15 protein-coding genes and 1 tRNA gene are annotated in these 16,838 nt (G+C 43.1%); 5 read left to right on the top strand and 11 right to left on the bottom strand.

Going from position 1 to position 16,838, the window contains the following annotated elements; all coding sequences use genetic code 11:
- Positions 1-58 precede the first annotated feature (58 nt).
- A complete protein-coding gene (gyrA, locus tag APA_RS15835) occupies positions 59-2,755 on the top strand; it encodes a DNA gyrase subunit A (RefSeq protein ID WP_201323230.1) in 2,697 nt (898 codons plus the stop codon).
- 58 nt (positions 2,756-2,813) lie between these two features.
- Here gyrA and APA_RS15830 read toward each other — a convergent pair whose 3' ends face one another.
- The 4 genes from APA_RS15830 to menE all read right to left on the bottom strand — a co-directional run bounded on the left by APA_RS15830 (position 2,814) and on the right by menE (position 8,074).
- Positions 2,814-3,338 carry a pentapeptide repeat-containing protein gene (locus APA_RS15830; protein ID WP_201323229.1) on the bottom strand — a complete coding sequence of 175 codons (525 nt, stop codon included), beginning with the start codon at positions 3,336-3,338 and terminating at the stop codon, positions 2,814-2,816.
- A gap of 125 nt (positions 3,339-3,463) precedes the next feature.
- Positions 3,464-4,807: a cytochrome P450 gene (locus tag APA_RS15825; protein WP_236579603.1), complete on the bottom strand. Its 1,344-nt coding sequence runs from the start codon at positions 4,805-4,807 to the stop codon at positions 3,464-3,466.
- Between the two features lie 161 nt (positions 4,808-4,968).
- The gene (locus APA_RS15820; protein WP_201323228.1) at positions 4,969-6,387 is read right to left on the bottom strand and encodes a diguanylate cyclase domain-containing protein; all 1,419 of its coding nucleotides are present in this window, start codon (positions 6,385-6,387) and stop codon (positions 4,969-4,971) included.
- A gap of 184 nt (positions 6,388-6,571) precedes the next feature.
- The gene (gene menE, locus APA_RS15815; protein WP_201323227.1) at positions 6,572-8,074 is read right to left on the bottom strand and encodes an o-succinylbenzoate--CoA ligase; all 1,503 of its coding nucleotides are present in this window, start codon (positions 8,072-8,074) and stop codon (positions 6,572-6,574) included.
- Between the two features lie 184 nt (positions 8,075-8,258).
- Here menE and APA_RS15810 point away from each other — a divergent pair, with 184 nt between their 5' ends.
- Entirely contained in the window at positions 8,259-8,627 is a 369-nt protein-coding gene (locus APA_RS15810; protein ID WP_201323226.1) for a phasin family protein, read from the top strand.
- 31 nt (positions 8,628-8,658) lie between these two features.
- Here the strand turns inward: APA_RS15810 and APA_RS15805 are convergent, their stop codons facing one another.
- The gene (locus APA_RS15805) at positions 8,659-10,344 is read right to left on the bottom strand and encodes an alpha/beta hydrolase (RefSeq protein ID WP_201323225.1); all 1,686 of its coding nucleotides are present in this window, start codon (positions 10,342-10,344) and stop codon (positions 8,659-8,661) included.
- 103 nt (positions 10,345-10,447) lie between these two features.
- Here APA_RS15805 and APA_RS15800 point away from each other — a divergent pair.
- Positions 10,448-10,519, top strand: a tRNA-Thr gene (locus tag APA_RS15800).
- 45 nt (positions 10,520-10,564) lie between these two features.
- On the opposite strand, the gene APA_RS15795 is transcribed toward APA_RS15800, so the two are convergent.
- Complete coding sequence (locus tag APA_RS15795; RefSeq protein ID WP_201323224.1) at positions 10,565-11,023, bottom strand: single-stranded DNA-binding protein; 459 nt, start codon at positions 11,021-11,023, stop codon at positions 10,565-10,567.
- Between the two features lie 337 nt (positions 11,024-11,360).
- Here APA_RS15795 and APA_RS15790 point away from each other — a divergent pair, with 337 nt between their 5' ends.
- Both APA_RS15790 and APA_RS15785 read left to right on the top strand, forming a co-directional pair.
- Entirely contained in the window at positions 11,361-11,960 is a 600-nt protein-coding gene (locus APA_RS15790) for a hypothetical protein (RefSeq protein ID WP_201323223.1), read from the top strand.
- A 175-nt stretch (positions 11,961-12,135) separates the two neighbouring features.
- Complete coding sequence (locus APA_RS15785) at positions 12,136-13,140, top strand: zinc-dependent alcohol dehydrogenase family protein (protein ID WP_201323222.1); 1,005 nt, start codon at positions 12,136-12,138, stop codon at positions 13,138-13,140.
- A 50-nt stretch (positions 13,141-13,190) separates the two neighbouring features.
- On the opposite strand, the gene APA_RS15780 is transcribed toward APA_RS15785, so the two are convergent.
- From APA_RS15780 to APA_RS15760, 5 genes are all read right to left on the bottom strand, one after another.
- Positions 13,191-13,874 carry a Crp/Fnr family transcriptional regulator gene (locus tag APA_RS15780; protein ID WP_201323221.1) on the bottom strand — a complete coding sequence of 228 codons (684 nt, stop codon included), beginning with the start codon at positions 13,872-13,874 and terminating at the stop codon, positions 13,191-13,193.
- A 66-nt stretch (positions 13,875-13,940) separates the two neighbouring features.
- Positions 13,941-14,717: an enoyl-ACP reductase FabI gene (gene fabI, locus APA_RS15775; protein WP_201323245.1), complete on the bottom strand. Its 777-nt coding sequence runs from the start codon at positions 14,715-14,717 to the stop codon at positions 13,941-13,943.
- A gap of 69 nt (positions 14,718-14,786) precedes the next feature.
- A complete protein-coding gene (locus APA_RS15770; RefSeq protein WP_201323220.1) occupies positions 14,787-15,062 on the bottom strand; it encodes a YggT family protein in 276 nt (91 codons plus the stop codon).
- Positions 15,063-15,147: 85 nt separating this feature from the next.
- Entirely contained in the window at positions 15,148-15,465 is a 318-nt protein-coding gene (locus tag APA_RS15765; protein ID WP_201323219.1) for a hypothetical protein, read from the bottom strand.
- 301 nt (positions 15,466-15,766) lie between these two features.
- Complete coding sequence (locus tag APA_RS15760; protein WP_201323218.1) at positions 15,767-16,642, bottom strand: DUF928 domain-containing protein; 876 nt, start codon at positions 16,640-16,642, stop codon at positions 15,767-15,769.
- Positions 16,643-16,838: the final 196 nt, after the last annotated feature.

Below are 16,838 nucleotides of genomic sequence, written 5' to 3'. Positions count from 1 at the left end.
GCCTATATCACACGGGGCAAGCACTGCCAAGCAATGCAAGGAGAATTTGAGTAGCCGTATGACTGATATCTTAGAAGATCGGATTATTCCAACAGATCTGCGTGGCGAAATGTCGCGATCGTATCTGGAATATGCCATGAGCGTGATCGTCGGTCGCGCCCTGCCCGATGCCCGTGATGGACTCAAGCCTGTACATCGCCGCATTCTCTTCGCAATGCACGAGTTGGGCATGACCGCCGATCGCCCGTTTCGGAAATGTGCCCGTGTGGTCGGTGACGTAATTGGTAAATATCACCCCCACGGTGATACCGCCGTGTATGAAGCACTGGTGCGGATGGCGCAGGACTTTTCGATGCGCGATCGCATGGTCGATGGTCACGGTAACTTTGGCTCCGTCGATAATGACCCCGCCGCCGCGATGCGATATACCGAATGTCGGCTGACCCGCATCTCACAGTTTGGGCTGATTCAGGATATCGAGCGTGATACGGTTAACTTTGGTGACAACTATGACGGCTCACAACAAGAGCCTCTAGTATTGCCTGCCAGAATTCCCCAGTTATTGCTGAATGGCTCCTCAGGGATTGCCGTGGGGATGGCGACAAATATTCCGCCGCACAATTTGGGCGAGTTGGTAGATGGATTAGTGGCGCTGATTGCTGATCCCATGCTGACGGATTTGGAATTGATGCAATATATTCCAGGTCCCGACTTCCCAACTGGCGCTTTGATTTTAGGAACCGATGGCGCTCGCGAAACCTATACGACTGGGCGCGGCTCCGTGACCATGCGAGCAGTGGCTAGCTTTGAGACTATTTCTGCTTCTGGACGACAAGATCGTGAGGCAATTATCATCACGGAAATGCCTTACCAAACCAATAAGGCGGCGCTGATCGAACGCATCGCGGAAATGGTCAATGAGAAGAAAATTGATGGCATTTCTGATATTCGTGACGAAAGCGATCGCGATGGTATGCGTTTAGTGATCGAACTGAAGCGCGATGCCTATCCTAAAGTGGTGTTAAATAATCTCTACAAATCCACACCTCTGCAATCGAACTTCAGTTGCAACATGTTGGCGCTGGTAGATGGAGAACCCATCACCCTGACGCTACGTCATGCCTTGCAAGTATTCCTAGATTTCCGTTATGAAGTAATTACGCGCCGTACTCAGTACGAACTGCGTAAAGCTGAAGAACGCGATCATCTACTGCAAGGTCTATTAATTGCTCTGAATCATTTGGATGCAGTAATTGCCCTGATTCGAGCGGCGGATGATAGCAGTTCTGCGAAGTTGGGATTGATTGAAAGCTATGGACTTTCAGAAGCTCAAGCTGACGCAATTCTGGCGATGCAGTTGCGCCGCTTGACAGCTCAAGATGCGGATAAGATTCATGACGAGCACGATCAATTAGTCGCTAAAATTGCCGATCTGCAACACATCCTCGCCAATCGCGATCGCATTCTCACGATTACCCGTGAAGAATTGGAAGCAATCAAACTCGAATTTACAACACCCCGCCGCTCTCGCATCCTACCCAATGAAGGCGATATCGATACTGCCGACTTGATAGCCAATCGCGAAACAATCGTGATGGTGACGGAGCAAGGCTATGTAAAACGGATGCCTGTTGACACTTTCACGGCTCAGCATCGTGCCACACGCGGCAAAGCTAGCGCCAACGTCAAGGATGATGATGCGATCGCGCATTTCTTCGCCTGTCGTAGTCATGATAAAGTTCTCTTCTTTACCGATCGCGGTAAAGTCTATGGAGTCAAGGCTTACGAGGTTCCTGAATCTGGTCGCGCTGCTCGTGGTACAGCCGTCGTGCAGCTATTACCGATCGCTGCTGACGAAAAAATCACTACGGTTTTACCGATCAGCGAGTTTAGTGAAGATGAATATCTGGTAATGCTTACGGCTGGCGGATATATCAAAAAAACCAAGCTTCCTGCCTTCGCGAATATTCGTTCCAATGGTCTAATTGCGATCGCTCTCGAAGAAGGTGATTTACTGCGCTGGGTCAGACGAGCCAAAGCCGACAACACAATTATCGTCGGTTCGCGCCAAGGCATGTCGATCCGCTTCCGTACAGATCATGAGCAATTGCGCCCAATGGGGCGTGATACTCGCGGCGTGCGATCTATGCGTCTGACTGGAGATGACTTGATCGTGAGTATGGACATTATTCCTGCGGGGCTTGCAGAAATCGAGGCTGAAGAGTCTGAGGAAGAAATTGATTTGACTCTAACTGCTACTGAAACTTTGAGTGAAGACGAGAGTCTAGAAGTTGAAGCTGAAGTAGGAACCGAAAAAGCCCAAGGGCCTTGGGTACTAGTCGTGACTAGAGGCGGCTATGGTAAGCGAGTTCCTGTCAACCAATTCCGCATTCAAAAACGAGCTGGCAAAGGTTTGCGTGTCACCAAATTCAAGTCTGGACAAGATCAACTGGCTTCACTCTGTTTAGTCGATGAACAGAATGAACTGATGATTGTCACCAGTCGCGGTATCGTCATGCGGCAATCTACCGATGCGATCGCTTGTCAGTCTCGTACTGCAAGAGGTGTGCGTCTACAAAGATTGGATGCATCCGATGCGATCGTTGGTGCAACTCTAGTTCCTCCTGCGTTGGAAGAGGAAATCGAAGAAGTGGAAATCCAAAATGGTGATGTAGAGATCGCTGCTGTTGAAGTTATTGCTGAAGCAGTTGCTGAAGCAGTTGCTGAAGCTATAGAGCCAGAAACTGAAGAATAGAAAAATTCTCTAGATCAAAAACAGGTTTGATGAGCTTTGCTTATCAAACCTGTTTTTTTTAATCACTTTCCTGAATTCGCATATCCGCAATAATGGGGTCGAAACCAACGGGAAAATTTGTGCTTACGCTATATTTTGCTTGTGTAAATTTGGCTTCTGTGATTACTGCTTCCGATAAGTTTGCACTACTTAGATTTGCATCGCTTAAGTCTGCTTGCCGAAGTCTTGCCTGTGTCAAATTTGCCCCGATTAGAATCGCTCCATTTAAAGATGCTTTTAATAAAATAGTCTTTTTGAGAATTCCCCCAGTAATTAAGGAACGACTAAGATTTGCACCTGTTAAATTTGCTTGACTGAGTTCGACTCGATTCAATATTGCTGTTGATAGGTCTGCTTGAAATAAAATTGCCTTACTTAAATCTGTGCTTGTAAGGTCGGCTTTTCTCAGGCTAGATCTACTCAAGTTAATTTCTTTTAAGTCCAATGCACTTAAGTTAGCACCATCTAAGTTGGAGCCTTCAAAGTTCCGCTCTCCTTGTCTGTAATGTTCTAGCAATTGTTCGGCGCTATTTACCTTTGTCATGTTACCAATACCTAGATTATTTATGCTTAAGTAACTCTAGCGATCGCCTTGAATTATAGCGGTTTTCTAAGTTTCTTTGTGCTGTAAAAAGAAAATGTGGTGCTTTGCGCCACATTTTCTTTTAATTATGTTAATGGCTGAAACTTTACTTTGAGTCCATCTTTAGGTCGAAGAGTTGGGATTGGAAATGGTTCTAGATTTTGGGAAGGCAAAATTTCCCATTGATAATTGCGTAATAGATGAGCAGCAATAATTTTCATTTCTAGTTTGGCAAATGCAATCCCAATACAAATCCTTGCACCACCGCCAAACCCAATCAGGCTAAAGGGTTTCTGTTTGTGTTCTTGGCGATCGCTACTAAAGCGATCGGGATCAAACTTGTCAGGATTGGGGTAAATATCTTTTTGCTTATGGGTAATCATAATCGAATAGAGAACTAGCCAGCCTTTAGGAACATGATAGCCATTAAAATCAAATGGCTTGACCACACCCCGAAATCCACCACCAACAGGCGGACGTAAGCGCTCAATCTCTTGAAAAATTTGATCGAGATAAGGCATTTGTCCGATTTGTTCTAGATTTAACTTACCTGTTTGCGTTAGTAACCTTTGCTCTTGTCGAGCGCGTTCTAAAACTTGAGGATGACGACCTAATTCTAAACAAAACCAAGTTAACATCGAAGTTGTGGTTTCATGTCCTGCAAACAACATCAGCATCGCTTGTGCTTTCAATTCTTCCAGACTAAAGCGCCCTCCATCTTCATCTTGCGCCTGTACCAACATACTCAGCACGTCATTAGTGGGATTTTGCTGGCGTTCCCGTACAACTTGAGTGAGGTGTTGCAATAGGCGATCGCGTGCTTTCAGCGCTTTGCCCAAGGTGGTAAATGGTAGATCTAAAGGCGCGATCGCAAATAAGTCATTCGTTAAAGTCGCAAATAATTTACTTAATCTCTCCACATCATCACCTGCATTCGCCCCAATCAAAAGTTGACTAGCAATCTCAAAGGTCAGTTTTTTGAATTCATCAAACCAATTAAATTCTCCCTTTTTTGTCCATTTAGCCAAATATCGCTGTGTGATTTCTTCCATCGTTGAGAAATAGCCAGTTAAAGCTTGTCCATGAAAGGCGGGCATCATCAGTCGGCGATTGCGGCGATGTTCTTCACCGTCTTGCAAGAATAGCGATTCTCCTAGCAGCATCTTGAAATTATCTGGCCACCCCTCTTTCCACGAGAAGCATTCCATATGACTAGACAGCACAAATTCCGCAGCCTCAGAGCCAATCATCAATACTGTGGGTCTACCAAGCAAGCTAGTTTTAGAGATCGCGCCGTACTTGGCATATTGTTTCTCCGCAAATTTGCGATCGAAGAGAAACTGTAAGGTTTGCCCAAGGATTGGTAATCCCAACTGCCCAGGGGGGAGATTCATCGATTGAGAATTGAAGGTTTCAGAATCTTGATTCATAATGATAGAGATTAAATGAGATTAAATGGCTTTTGCTATTTTATCTTTGTTACTAGTCTCACAGTGATTTGCCCTGAAACTAGAATCACAATATTTTTGTTCAAAGTGCTGCTTTGCAGCACTTTGAACAAAAATATTGTGGTCCTTTAGATCGCAAACTGTTATATAGATGAATTCGTTGCGATAAGTTTGCAGTTGTAAGTGTTTCGCCCTTGTCGCTTAGATTGATAGAGGAGTTCGTCTGCAACCTGTAATAACATAGCTGGTGAACTACTTTGCTTGGGAATTACCGTAGCGACCCCTAAACTAATAGTGACGAAGCCCATGATTTCAGAAGAAGCATGGGGAATTTGCAGCGTTTGAATTTGCGTAAGAATATTTTGGGCAACGCGCTCAGCTCCATCACTATTGGTATTTGATAGAACCACAACAAACTCTTCACCACCATAACGGGCTACTAAATCCGAAGTTTGTCTTGTTGCTTCTCTAAGAGATTTAGCAATTTTGACTAAACATTCATCGCCCGCCAAATGACCATATGTATCGTTATAGGATTTGAAGTGATCGATATCGCACATGATTAGAGATAAAGGTTTACCAAGATATTCTAGGCGTTTCCATTCATGGGCAAGAAATTCATTAAATCGGCGACGGTTCTCAATTTGCGTGAGTTCATCCATCGTTGACAACTTCTCAAGTTCTCCATTTGCAAGTTGTAATCTCTGATTGAGTTGCTGTAATTCGTTCGTCTGTCGATCGATGATCTCCTGCATTTGCGCCATAACGTGATACATTTCGGTCGGATCGAGCATTTTTAGCATTTGCGTTTGAGTTACAATCCCAGCCAATTCACCCGTTGGTTGCTTAATGACTAATCGGCGAACATTTAAATCTTGCATTCGTTGATGAACGCTCCAAAGCGAGTCATGCGGACACATTGTCGAGAGTGGTGTACTCATCACGTCTTGAGCGGGAACTTGCGTAAAATCTAAATTTAGGTGATGAAACTTTACAACATCTCGCTCAGTGAGAATGCCAATGGGAAATAAGGTTTGCGGATCGACAATAACAATACAACTAACCCGATGGATCGCCATTTGTTGAGCGACAACAAGGATTGAGTCAGAGGGCAATCCATATATTACCTGTTGACTCATTACTTCCATTACGCGGACATAACGCAGCAAATATTCTGGTTTTAAGAGGTTGCGGATACTGTGCGGAGTAACAACTCCCACAACCTGATTCTGCTCGTCTAAAACAGGAAGGTGGCGAATTCGATTTCTGCTAAAGAGTCGTGATAGCGTAAAGATATCTTTGGTGTCAGAAAGTTTCAGTGTAATGACTTCTTTCGTCATTAACTCAGCTAAAGTCAGAGTTTCAATAAGGGATGAGTTTGTCGTGATTCTGACAACATCGCGTTCAGTGAAAATTCCTAACAGTTTTTGATTTTCAATGATGATGGCACAACTTGCGCGAACTTCTGCCATCATTCCGATCGCTTTCTTAATCGATGTTGATGGTGGTAAGGCTAAAAAGGAGGTTTGAATCGGTGTATCAGGAATTTCTTGGAATATCATTATTTTAAATTTGTCACGTTGCTTTTTATTCCGAATGAATAGAGTTTTTACCTAATTATATAGTTAGAGTTCTTTATTGGACTGCCAATCCCTTATTGCAAGCTTAAATAACTTCCGTAAATCATTTGGATTGTGACGATTTACGGAATATTACATGGCAGCACACTCAAAAACAGATCGGATTTTACTGAAGTACAAAGCGATGTATGCGATCGCGCATTTCTTGACGCAATAATTTGCCAGAAGCCGTTTTGGGGAGAGATTCCCAAATATAGACAGACTTGGGTAATTTGTATCGCGCCAAGGATTTCTGCTCGCAAAAATTTCTGATTTCTTCCAGCGACAATTGAATATCAGTCACGATTACGGCAGTAACTATTTCGCCCCATTCGCGATCGCTTATGCCTACAACGCAAGCCTCTGCGATCGCAGGATGTTCTAGTAAAATCGTCTCAATTTCCGTCGGATAAATATTTTCACCACCACTAATAATCAAATCAGAACGACGACTGATGACATAGAGATAGCCTTCGCGATCGAGATAGCCTACATCACCTGTATGCAACCAACCATCTTGAATAGTATTATTTTCAGGTTGATTGAGATAACCATTCATCACACTTGCACCTTGAACGAGAATTTGCCCGATCGCACCAACATCAAGATCTTGCTGATTATCATCGACAATCCGCAGTTGATTCCCAAAAAGTGGTAACCCTGAGGAATCTCTCTTATTAACTGCTTCGCAGGGTGAAAGTGTGGTTATTTGCGAAGCCGTTTCAGTCATGCCATAGGTAGGGCTTATCGGTAAATTTAATCGCAGACAGCGTTCAATTAGTTCTAGACTCGCGGGTGCACCGCCTAATAAAATTGCACGTAATTTCTGAAGGTTTTGCCATTGAGGATGTTGCAATAAACGGTTCAGCATTGTTGGCACAAGCGAAATAATTGTCACTTTCTCAATGGCGATCGCATCTAAAACTTCCTGCTCATCAAATTTTGGTAAAAGCGTAATCATAGTTCCATTAATCACACTGCGCCATGCGATCGCCAATCCTCCTACATGAAACAATGGCATACAGAGCAGCCAGTTATCGTTTGGCTCTATACCTAAATTTAAAGCTGATGCGATCGCGCTATAAAAATGATTGCTAAAGCTTAATGGAACTGCCTTGGGCTTACCAGTTGTTCCAGACGTATAGAAAATCCCCTGTATACTTTCCAAATCTATACTTTCGCTGCTAGGTTTACAGCTATTTAATTGAAAATTTAGCAGAGGAAAACTAGATATTTCAGAAATGATTAAACGATCGATTTGTTTATCCAGATTGTTTACAGTTGATTTAGTAAGCTCATCACAAAGCAAATATTTAGCTTGACTATCTTCTATCTGCCAACGCAATTCTTCAGCAGTGAGGCGAATATTTAGAAAAACTGCGATCGCTTTACACTTCACTAATGCATGAACAAGAATTATATATCTGGGATGGTTTGTAAGTAATAAGCCAATACGATCTCCAGATTTTATTCCCAATGCTTGTAAACGTTCTACCCAATGATTAACTTCGGTTTCCAACTCCGCATATGTCCAGCGTTCTACTTCTGGATAAAAAGGAGATCTAAAGATAAGCGCGATCGCATCTTTTTTCTGAATAGCTTGTTGTGATAGCCAGTTGGGAAATTTCATAATATCGAGATATGATAGTCATTGTGGATATTGCTTTGCAATAAGTAGCTAAACATAATTAAAAACCAGAGCCAAAATCTGTACCACCCGCGCAGCGGGCGGCACAGATTTTGGGATTTTATATTTAATTGTGCTTAGCTACTTATCCACAATGACTATCATAAAATTTTATGGAGTAATGACAATGAATCCATTTGGTGGCATCGTCCAAAAAGCATTTTATCTAGGTCTGGGCTTGGCGACTGTCGCAGGTGAAAAAGCAGGCGAGACCCTTGGCGAACTTCGTACACAGGCTAGTAAACTAGCTGACGACCTAGTCGAACGCGGCGAAATGACAACTGATGAAGCAAGAAAATTTGTTGATGACCTAGTGCGTAACTCTCAAAAGCCAATCGGTGAAAGCTCCCCAAATCCTAGCGGCAAAGATGCTCCACGCACGATCTCGATCGATGATGAGGAAGATGGCGATTCTAATCAAACTGTAAGCGATGTGGATTCTCTCAAAAGCAAAGTTCAAGCTTTACAAGATGAACTTAAACGACTACAGAAATAAGAAAAGAAGTAGCGCTGCAAAGCGCTACTTCTTATGGAAAATCTCCTAGTGATTGCAGCAGTTGAGCCTCTGAGAAATTAGTAGTCAATAAGGCTGGGAATCGAGGAGATGCGATTGATTGCACATAAGCATTAGTGAGATAAGCCCCAAATTCAGGACGCTTATTAAGATGAGTTTGAAAAAATGCAAGGCTTAACGCCTTTGTGTAGGGATGTGTAAATTCAGGCTTTTCGCCTAATATTGTTTCTGGAACAACCAATACACCGCGATCGCTTCTTTCTAAGAAAGAGAAATGCGTTCCCTTTGGGAAAGTTACTAAATATTTGTTTGCACTCGTTAACCAAACAAATGGAAAAAACTGTTCAGGAACCGCAGGCGTAAATAAATCATCGCCACTGGAAAAGATGGCAATGGGAATCTTGATGGTTTGGATGCCTTCTTTACCTAACAATGCACTACCGCCAAGAGGGTTTAGGGCTAGTACAGCCTTGACTCGGCGATCGCTGAGATTGATGTTATTAGCATCCAAAGAGCTAAATCGACATTGCAAAATCTTAGAAATATTAAAAGAAGAGACATTAGGCTCAGGAATGCTGCATTCTTTATTGATTTGATTGAAGTTAAGTTGAGCGCCTGCCAAGGTAAAAACTGTATAGCCACCTAATGAATGACCAATCAACCCCACTTGTTCTGTATTGATGCGATCGCGCCATTGGGGATCGGTTTTAACCTTTTGCTCCAATGCATCTAGTAAATACTTCACATCATAGGGGCGTTGCAATGCTTCTTCTGTTTGTGGCGCTTTACTCAATCCAGACAGAAACGCGGCAAAGTCACGGCTGCCAGTTTTGGGATGCTCTAATGTAGCCACAGCAAATCCATGAGAAGCGAGGTGCTGTGATAGATATTGCAAAGTGTCGGGATTAGAAGCTAGTCCATGGGAAATCACAATTAGCGGTGCTGGAGATGTTAATCCTTGGGGTATATATATATCCGCCGATATTTTGACATTGCGATCGCGTTGCAAATAAGTAAATTGCTCTTTAGTCCATTTCACTTCTCCAGCAACTCGTAGATCTTTTTGAGGATTTACTAGAGCTTTATTCTCATTCTGACTATTCTGAGATTCAGCGATCGCTTGCTTTTCGATTGCGGCGATCGCTTGTTCCTTTTTGTAGAGCAATTGCGAGACTTCTGCATAAGCCTGAAGTCCGCGAGGCAAGTCTAAATAAATAATGGGAACTGGATACCGCTGTAATAGATTAAGAATGCTAAGCCCGTCTTTACTTTGAGCTGAGAGAATCAACGATGCCCGCAATGCTGAAAACCCATTTAGCTCTGGAGTCATTTGCAAAATCCTGCCTAATCGCCGCACCAAAATCTCACCTATTGGGGAATAGGAAAACTGAGATGCTGTGATATGACTGAGGTTGTAGCGGGTAGTTAATGCTTCGCGAAGTTGAGTTTGTTGTTGAGGCGATAATCTTTCTAGATAGAACTCTAAGCGCTTGGTTAGTTTGTCTTCTTTCGCAAATTTTTCTAAATCACTAACATAGATTGTAAATTCACCAAAAGGGGCATACCAAAAGCGAATTTGTTCAGCGCTATAGGCTGGTGTTGGATTAGCAAAAATATTGCTTATTGCGATCGCTATTCCAAATCCTAGGGATGCGATCAAAGTTTTGCGATCGGGCAACTTTAGTCTTAAACTCCCCATAACAAACCCCTTGAATATCGATTTTTGTAGATTATGAAAGGTGTGCGATGATGCTATAATAGCAGTCGCAAAAAAATTCGTGTTTAACTAGCTCGACTAACATGCCGATGTAGCACAGGGGTAGTGCAGCTGATTCGTAATCAGCAGGCCGTGAGTTCAAATCTCATCATCGGCTTAATATTAAAACAAGAGAGAGCGCTTTGCGTTCTCTCTTGTTTTTTTAAAATGGAATATCGTCATAATCAGGCGCATCGGCTGCGGGTGCTGCTACAGGCACATATGTTGACATTGGAACAACGTTAGGAGCAGGGGCAGAAGTATTGGCGATTCTTTCTGTGCGTGCAGGTGGCGCAGAAGCATTGTTCGCAGTACTACCGCTCACTCCAAAACTGTGAACACGCTGGGCAATCAGTTCTGTACGCTTTTCTTTGTAAGTACCGCGATCAACTGTATCGAGACGCAACCGACCTTCAACGACAACTTGATCGCCTTTATGATATTTCTCAACCATCTCATCCGCCAGACTATTCCAGCCTACGACCTTGATCCGATAAGGTGCATCTTCGGCACGTCCACCTGCAAACTGGACAAGAAATGAAGCGATCGAGCTTTGATTATCAGGAGTGCGGCGTAGTTCTGGATCGGTTAGCACTTCTGCCATTAGGACAATAGAGTTCATAGGGTTGTATCAAAAGCTTACGGCTTATTTTTATTAATCATCATAATATCGCGATCGCTAAGGATCGCAAATTAAATAAAAACCAAAACTATTGTGGAGTGCAAAGCCTGCCACAATAGTTTTGGTTTTTGGGTGTTATTTCAGGCAAAATCTTGAGTGCAATAGTCTACATCAGCATGTATACTTTTGCTGATTATCAAGCAGCTAAGTACCTCGGCATAATTAAAAAATAGAACCAAAATCTGTACCGCCCGCTGCGCGGGCGGTACAGATTTTGGGGTTTTATATTTAATTATGCCTAGCTACTTATGCTGCTATTAGGATTAGTCACGCAAATATGCTGACCGTCAATGCAATCATCATCAGTACTATCATTCTCGATGTTGGGATTCAGTCCGTGATTATCGACAGAATATTTCGAGCAAAACAAGGTAATAGGCGGCGGGAAGAAGTGGAAGAAGAAAACCTTACTCGCTACGAGTCCAACACATCTAGCGATCAGCCTAAGGGCTGGGAATTTAAAATCTTGCGTACTAGTAGCGGTGGTTTTCGCGGGCGCAAGATCTTGAACAAAGTCTGTGCTGAAGAGTCACAAGCAGGCTGGATTTTATTAGAAAAGCTGGACGATCATCGATTACGGTTCCGCCGCCCCATTACTGCTCGCGATCGCGATAATCAGTGCAAAATCGATCCCTATCGCACTCGTTATGGCATTGCTGAGAGTGTAGAGACTTGGACGACAATCATTGTGTTATTAGCGATCATGAGCGGTGCAGCAGCCTTAGGTTTTACAGCATTGAATCGATTTTTTGGCGATTGGCAAACCCACTCTGTACAGAACGCTCCCCGTTCTGGCGACAGTAACACCATTCGTCAGCCACCTAGTCCGATCGCTAAACCAACTACGCCCCCACAACCAACTGTGCCGCCACAATAAAATCATCAAAGATGAGAGGTGGCACTTCGCGCCATCTCTCATCTTTTACAGCAATTTTCGATCAAAATAACCACAGTAAATATTTTAAAAGTGTTGTTTCACAACACTTTTAAAATATTTATTGCTTCGGGTTTGAGCGCAAAGCGCTGTAAATTGATAATCATAAGGAGAATCCATGAAAGCCATTTTGATGACCGCAGCAGGCGATCCCAATGTGCTGCAACTTGCCGATATCCCAGACCCAACTATTCAAGCTCCGACTGAGATTTTGGTGCGACTCAAAGCGGCCGGGATCAATCCCATTGATATAAAACTGCGGAGCCGTGGCACATTTCAGCCCGATCGCTTACCATCAATTCTCGGTTGTGATGGTGCAGGAATTGTAGAAGCGATCGGCGCAAAGGTCACTAAGTTTAAAGTAGGCGATCAGGTTTATTTTTGTAACGGTGGGCTGGGTTTGCATCAAGGCAACTATGCCGAGCTAACCACGATAGACGAAAAATTCGCTGCTCATAAACCAAAATCCCTTAGTTTTGAAGAAGCCGCCGCCGCTCCCCTTGTGTTGATTACTGCATGGGAAGCCCTATACGATCGAGGCAATTTACAATCTGCACCAACCAGTCGCAATGTCTTAATTCATGCAGGAGCAGGAGGTGTTGGTCATGTTGCGATTCAGTTAGCAAAACTCAGGAACGCAAGGGTCTGCACGACCGTTGGCTCGGAAGCTAAAGGACGATTTGTTCGGGATTTGGGTGCAGATTTAGCGATCGCCTATAAACAGACCGATTTTGTGGATGCAGCGATCGCATGGACAAATGGAGAAGGTGTAGATCTCGCCTTTGATACAGTTGGTGGCAAACTGATCGAGCAGACTTTTCCTGCCGTCAAAATCTATGGTGATATTTTCACTATTCTTGAACCACCTGCCGATATAAGCTGGAAAGTCGCCCGTACCCGTAACCTGAGATTTAGCTTTGAACTAATGCTCACGCCGATGTTAATTGGGCAGGCTGAGCTGCAAATTCAACAAGCTCTAATTCTTAGTGAATGTGCAGATTTATTTGACTCAGGCAAGCTAAAAGTTCATGTTAGTGAGGTATTCCAGCTTGCAGATACTGCTAAAGCCCATCAATTACTAGAAACTGGATCAATGACAGGAAAAATTGCGATCGCCATCTAAAACCAAAAGACGAGTGGCGGCGCATAGCGCCGCCACTCGTCTTTTGGTTTTTAGCGAAATGTTGCTAACTGCAACATTTGTTTTTCGTTGGCAATACTCATTACCTGACGTTTAGGATCGATTACAATCCAACCCTTTTCTTTAAGTTTTTCTAACACCTTGGTAGTGTCCTCAGGGCTTACCTCTGAAAGATCAGAAATATCCTGCACAGGAATATTAAAAATATCAATCCCCGCATCAGTCTTGCTGCCATAGGTCTGTGCCAAACTAGTAAGAATAGTGGCAATCCGCACCGCAGGCACTTGTTGGCGTAACTGAATGCGCTGATTGGTTTTGCGTAACCGTCGCACCATCAATTGCAACATACGGTGATGCAATTGCGGATCTTTAAATAAAAACTGGATAAATTTTTGTGCAGGAACACTCAGAACACGCACTGGGGTAAAAGCAACAACATCCGTAGATCTTGGTGATTCGTCCAGAATCGCCATTTCTCCAAAAAAGTCACCATTACCAAGTATGGCTAGGGTTGTTGCATCCTGACTTCTCAAAAACCTAACTTTTAGCCAGCCAGAAAGAATGAAATATACAGCATTGCCCCAAGCATCCTCCATTAGCACGGCTCGCCCAGGAGGATAGTCACGTTCTACTGCTTCAGCGAGGAGCCATTCCAAAGTTTCGACGCTAGCAGCATCGAATAGTGGAAATAGCTCTTTGAAGATATCCGTTTGCATGGGAATTTAAAAAAAACTGATCTGGTGAGCAAGAATTTTGGCGATCGCAAAAGCTAAAGGAGTGTATTAAGCACCCATTACTTCGTAACCAGCATCTACATAGATAATTTGCCCAGTTACGGCGCTTGAAAGATCGCTGCCTAAGAAAGTTGCCACATTACCTACATCATCAGGGGTAACTAAGCGACGTAAAGGCGCTGTTTCTTCATAATGGTGCAACATTTTGTGGAAGTCACCGATCGCAGCCGACGCAAGGGTACGAATTGGTCCCGCAGAAATGGCATTGATCCGAATATTATCGGGTCCCATATCTGAAGCGAGGTAACGCACATTCATTTCTAATGCTGCCTTAGCGATCCCCATCACATTATAGTTAGGGACAACTTTTGCACCACCGATATAGGTGAGAGTAATCACGCTACCACCATCTTTTAACAGAGGTCTTGCGGCACGACATAAATGGATCAGAGAGTAAGCACTCACATCAAGGGCAAGTTGAAAGCCTGAGCGAGAAATATCCGTAAAGTTGCCAGATAAATCTTCCTTATTGGCAAATGCTAGACAATGCACCAAAATATCAATTTTTTCCCACTGCTCAGCTATTGAGGCAAACAGTGAATCTACTTGTGCGTCATCCTGAACATTGCAAGGCAACAAAAAGCTCGGTGTCAAGGAATCGGTCAACTCAGCAACTTTACCTTTGTTACGATCGCGATCGTCTGGCAAATAAGTAATACCAAGCTTAGCTCCAGCCTGATGTAACTTTTGGGCAATACCCCAAGCGATCGAACGATTGTTGGCAATCCCAGTCACAAGAGCAGTTTTCCCGCTCAAATCTAACAAACCCGTCATGTATATTTCCTAACGTGAACGCAGCGTAATTCGTAATTTGTAATTAGAAATAAGCTTACCTTAAAAGCCCATACTCGCGCTTGCAGCCAATGGAGCAAGAGCACGTTGTAAAAAACTAAGCGCAAGGAAGGCAAGCATTGGAGATATATCCATGCCTCCTAGAGGTGGGATGATCGAACGAAATATATTGAGATAAGGATCGGTAATCTGAGCAAGGGCAGCAAATGGTTGGTTGTACCAATCAATGTTTGGGAACCAAGTCAGTAAGACCCGAATAAATAGCAAACCCAAATAGATCGTGATAAACGAGCTGACTGTACCAAGAATGACTGCCATAGTTAGGTTGTGAGGTTATAGGACAATTTGAATAATTATAGATGCCACTATTCTACTGAATACAGCAGAAATCAGGATTTTATCATCACTTATCATCAACAGTCATATCTTGTAATGATTCAACTGATATTTGCTTGCTACCATTTTTCCCTTCAGCCGTAGCCAATTCTTGACTAACTGAATCGATCGCAGCGTTAAGTTGGGCGATTTTCTTTTCGAGATTACGACGAGCAAATTCATTAGAGGTTGGAGGTTTATCAATCAGGCGATCTCGATCAGATGGCTGATCCATCAAATCGGACTCTGGCTCACTGAGCTTAATCGCCACCAATGCACCAACTACGCCGCCCACAGCAGCCCCGAAGAGAAAACCTCCCCAAAAATTACTTGAATTATCTGCCATAGATTTGCCCTAACGATCTCAACAACATTGAATATTGCTTAAGCGTTACTTAACTTAAACAGTTAGAATTTTGGCACATCATATCATTTTGATTTACTTTGTTGGTATAGCAATCCTAAAATGACAACAAAACTGATTTTGGTATTTTTAGCGCCGCAGGCGCTGAAAATACCAAAATCAGTTTCATACAGCGCTTTGCGCTCAAACCCGAACCCAAAAAAATGAAAAGTGTTGCTTTGCAACACTTTTCATTTTTTTGGGTTGTGAAAAAAAGTAAAAAAATTGAAAGGCTCTGACCTTGTTAATTTTTTTTAGACTCTAATGATATAGATAGGGCACGCTTGCTTTTATCTAATGTGGTCAGAAAGTTAGTAAACCGAGCTGGAACAAATTCTTCAGTTTCGATCCCCTTCTCATCTTTCTTTACATTTATAAAAGCTAGGTTATTTGGCAACCCTACTTTTAATAAATTACTGCGCTCAGCACTAGCTTCATTGTCCTTAGGATTTTTGGATATCCAACTAGTGTAAGCATCGATCGCATCATACCAATAGGTACTTTTCGCATAGATTCTAGCTTTTTCTAAATCGCTTTTGGCGGAGGCGATCGCTTTGGCGACCAAAGGATCATCATCGCGACGGATGAGAGCGTTAACATCAACTTGCACTGAACCACTAGTACCTTCCCAACGAATTTGCCAACGCTGAACTTTTCCTTTTTTTAGCTCAGGAGCATTTTCGGGCAAAGTAAATTTATACAGTCCTGCACCTTGGGCTTTGCCTTCAGCCTTAAAGATAGATTTTGAAGCTCGTTCATTGCCATCACGCAAAAAGAAAGTCACTTTAAATGAGCCTTTACCGTCATCAACTTGAGGAACTGTTGTTGGCGGATTTGAGGTAGTTGCGGCAATATCTTGAGGAGCAATGTACCAATAAAATGTCGGACGAGATGCCAAGGTTCTTGCCCCATCACCAGGCACAAGAATTGTAACCTGAGGTAAAGAATCGACGCTTCTAGTTGCGCCCCCCGAACCTGCTGATTTCGGTAGACCTAAGCCATATTGGGCAGAAGCAGAAGGTACAAAGATATTCGGAGTAGCAACCGTGACCACACAGATTGTGCAGAGGGCGATCGCCTTTTTGATGCTGATTTTAATTTGATTCTTAGTTGAAGTCATGGTTGTAATCATCCCAGTTGTTCATAGTTTTTTGTTATTAGCTTCAGCACAACATCACTTTACCAAAGCCTAAATTTTCTATAGATTTAAGGTCGAGAATTGGGGCTAACAAGTTCCATAAAGTACAAAAAATTTTGTGTTTTATAAAACTAATAAGTAGCTAGGCACAATTAAATATAAAACCCCAAAATCTGTA

Source organism: Pseudanabaena sp. lw0831 (assembly GCF_016584665.1).
Lineage (GTDB): Bacteria > Cyanobacteriota > Cyanobacteriia > Pseudanabaenales > Pseudanabaenaceae > Pseudanabaena.
The sequence above is the reverse complement of the archived record's forward strand: the minus strand, read 5'-3'. Positions and strand labels throughout refer to the sequence as shown.